The organism is Neisseria basseii, from assembly GCF_962707005.1.
Taxonomy (GTDB): Bacteria; Pseudomonadota; Gammaproteobacteria; order Burkholderiales; family Neisseriaceae; genus Neisseria; species Neisseria bergeri.
Map to the genome: position 1 here is coordinate 1 of NZ_CAUIXH010000039.1, position 2,966 is coordinate 2,966.

4 protein-coding genes are annotated in these 2,966 nt (G+C 46.9%); all 4 read right to left on the minus strand.

The window, feature by feature from the left end; all coding sequences use genetic code 11:
* Positions 1–252 precede the first annotated feature (252 nt).
* Entirely contained in the window at positions 253–906 is a 654-nt protein-coding gene (locus Q9I99_RS11085; protein ID WP_301668008.1) for a TIGR01621 family pseudouridine synthase, read from the minus strand.
* A 35-nt stretch (positions 907–941) separates the two neighbouring features.
* The gene (gene coaD, locus Q9I99_RS11090) at positions 942–1,454 is read right to left on the minus strand and encodes a pantetheine-phosphate adenylyltransferase (protein WP_002248376.1); all 513 of its coding nucleotides are present in this window, start codon (positions 1,452–1,454) and stop codon (positions 942–944) included.
* Between the two features lie 128 nt (positions 1,455–1,582).
* Positions 1,583–2,284 (minus strand): Bax inhibitor-1 family protein, encoded by a 702-nt coding sequence (locus Q9I99_RS11095; protein ID WP_301668007.1) that lies wholly within the window; start codon positions 2,282–2,284, stop codon positions 1,583–1,585.
* A gap of 158 nt (positions 2,285–2,442) precedes the next feature.
* Entirely contained in the window at positions 2,443–2,709 is a 267-nt protein-coding gene (locus Q9I99_RS11100; RefSeq protein ID WP_002223157.1) for an oxidative damage protection protein, read from the minus strand.
* Positions 2,710–2,966: the final 257 nt, after the last annotated feature.

The window sequence follows — 2,966 nt, forward strand, 5'->3', positions numbered from 1 at the left end:
CTGCTTCAAAGAAACCGACAGAACAATGTTCAAAACATCATCTTGTCTGTCTTTCAAACAGTGTGAGGCTCAAGGCACTCACACTTATCGGTAATCTGTTTTGTTAAAGAGCGTTTGAACTGCTTCATCACCGCCGCTTCGTCAGCAGCGAAGATGCGAACTATACGCTTGAAGAGATTTGCGGTCAACCGTTTTCTTGAAAAATTTTTATAAAAATATTTATCATATTGTTTATAAATTAATTTATATTTATTAACCTGCTTTTGCCATATAAAATTCTTCCAGCACATGAAAGATATTTTCAGCCTGCCATGCATTTTTCAAAGGTGCAGTAATTTCGATTTCTTGTTGTTGATAGGTAAATTGTATTTTCCATGCATACAGGAACGTAGTTTCGGATTCTGTCCCTCCGTATAAGCGATCCCCCAAAATAGGACTGCCCAGACTTTTCATTGCCACTCTCAGCTGATGTGTCTTACCCGTATGAGGCTCAAGAATGAACAGCCGCATTTTTTCACTGATACGTATACTGAAAAAACGGGTAACGGCAATATTTTCCATATTGCGCGTCAGCTTCCACATCCCGCGCCTGGATTTTTCCATGCCGCCTTTTATCCATCCTTGTTTTTTGGACGGTTTGCGGTCGGACAAAGCCAAATAGGTTTTCTTCATTTTCCTTTCGGCAAATTGTGCGGCAAGAACAGCGGCACTTTGGGAATTAAGGGCAAACAGCAATATGCCTCCGGTCTGCTTGTCCAACCTGTGCAGCAACCATACCTTTTCTACGCCCAACTGTGCCGCAAGTGTTGCCGTCAAACTGACTTCGCCGTCGGAACGGTGGACGGATATGCCTTGAGGTTTATTGATGGCGACAAAATCTTGGTGTCTGAATAAGATTTCCCACATATTTGAACCTGAATATATTTGACAGAAGCTTTCTGTCAGGCATTGTTGTGATGTTCTGCAATCATTTTTTGGTACACGGCCGGCGGCACATATCTTTTGACGGTTTCCGTCCAGCCTTCCGGCCCGACCAAGCCTTTAACCATAGTGGACGACACTTCGGCGATTTCGCGCGGCGGCATAAGGAATACGGTGGATATTTCGGGGGCGAGGTCGCTGTTGATGTGGCGCATGGAGCGTTCATATTCATAATCGGAGGCGGAACGGATGCCGCGCACGATGAATCCTGCATCTACCTCACGGGCGTAATGCACCAAAAACCGGTTTTCAAATACATCGGTTCTGACGTTAGGAAACATTTTAGTAATATCGTGCAGCATATCCCGCCTTTCGGCTATCGTGTAGGTGCTGCGTTTGTCGGGATTAATGCCGATGGCGACGATGAGTTCGTCAAACATAGATTGCGCCTGCCGTATCATCCACAGATGTCCCAACGTGGGCGGATCGAAACTGCCGGCATAAACGGCGCGGCGCGGTGTATTCGGTGACATATGATTCCTTCCGACAGCATGGTCGACCGTATGTTGATGAATGTGTATCCGTATTGTATGCCCAAAACAAAATGCCGTCTGAAATAAGTGCTTTCAGACGGCATGGTTTGCATGGTGTTTCGCCTACATCAGTCATCGCCGTTTAAGGACAGCAGGATGTTGAGCAGGCTGCTGAAGATGTTGTAAAGCGAGATAAACAGTGTCAGTGCCGCGCTGATGTGGCTGTCTTCTCCGCCGTCGATGACGGTGCGTACCTGCCACATAATCATTAAGGAACTGAACAAGACAAAACCGGCCGAAATCGTCAAGGTGAGTGCGTGAATACCCAAGAACAGGTTGGCGATTACAGCAACCATCAGAATGACGGCGACCATCAGAATCACCGCACCCACAGTCAGAAAGCGTGCAAGTTCGTTCATATTAAGCCTCGAACGTCGCGCCAGTACGGACATGGTCAGGAAAACGGCGGCGGTCATGGCTGCGGCAATGCCGACGATTTTCGCACCGTCGGCAATATTAAGCGCGTATTGCAGCACAGGGCTGATCAATACTCCTATACCGAATGTGAATACCATCAACAGGGTAACGCCGGTATTACTGTAACGGTTTTTCTCGATAAGATAAGTCATGCCGTAGAAAAATACCAAGAATGCGATGAGGCTGACCCAGCGCGAACCGAAGGCGGCATAAAAATTGAAGTTCATGCCGGCGGCAAATGCCGCACCTACCACCGCAGGTATAAAGGACAGCCCGAGCAGGCGGTAAGTTTTTTGCAAAACGGTGTTTTTAGAAACTGTATGCGCGGTGTAGTCGTAAACGTCGTGCTGCATGGCATATGCTCCTGAAAGTGTGGTTGGGAATACTTGGGGATTTTAACATTGTTCAACGCCAAAACTTGTTCGGTTGCGTCAAGATAAGGTTGTCCTGAGTATTTTAAAGGCTGTCTGAAACAGGTTCGGACAGCCTTTTATTTGAAGCAGGAAACCGTTTATTGCGGAACATACCCCTGAACGGCATCCGCGCCGTCGCCGAAGAAATACTGCTCCATCTGCTGAGCCAGGTATTCGCGCGCGCGCGGATCGGCGAGGCTTAAACGGTTTTCGTTAATCAGCATGGTTTGGTGGCGCGTCCACGCCATCCATGCTTCTTGCGATACGTTTTCAAAAATGCGCTTGCCCAATTCGTTGGGAAGCGGTGGAAATTTCATGCCTTCGGCTTCTTTGTTGAGCTTAACGCAGAATACCATGCGTGCCATAGCGGATTCCTTTGCTGTGTTCAGAAATAACGGGGCGATTTTAACCGATTAGGGGTACAGACAAAAGCCTTCTTATTTAGATATAAAAGTTCTTCCATCTATGATATTGTTGGGGTCATATGAATGGTAGGAGCCACCATCAATAGTTTCATTTTCCAGCGACATAGGCCGTTGCCCCTATAAATACTGAGATGGCAAAGGAAATATGCCTTCACTTTCTGGATAATTTTCCACATTACTAGACAGCCAGAGTTCAA

Coding starts and splice junctions, on each gene's coding strand:
- Q9I99_RS11095 (WP_301668007.1), bottom strand. CDS start 2,284: ATGCAGCACGACGTTTACGACTACACCGCGCATACAGTTTCTAAAAAC.
- Q9I99_RS11100 (WP_002223157.1), bottom strand. CDS start 2,709: ATGGCACGCATGGTATTCTGCGTTAAGCTCAACAAAGAAGCCGAAGGC.
- coaD (WP_002248376.1), bottom strand. CDS start 1,454: ATGTCACCGAATACACCGCGCCGCGCCGTTTATGCCGGCAGTTTCGAT.
- Q9I99_RS11085 (WP_301668008.1), bottom strand. CDS start 906: ATGTGGGAAATCTTATTCAGACACCAAGATTTTGTCGCCATCAATAAA.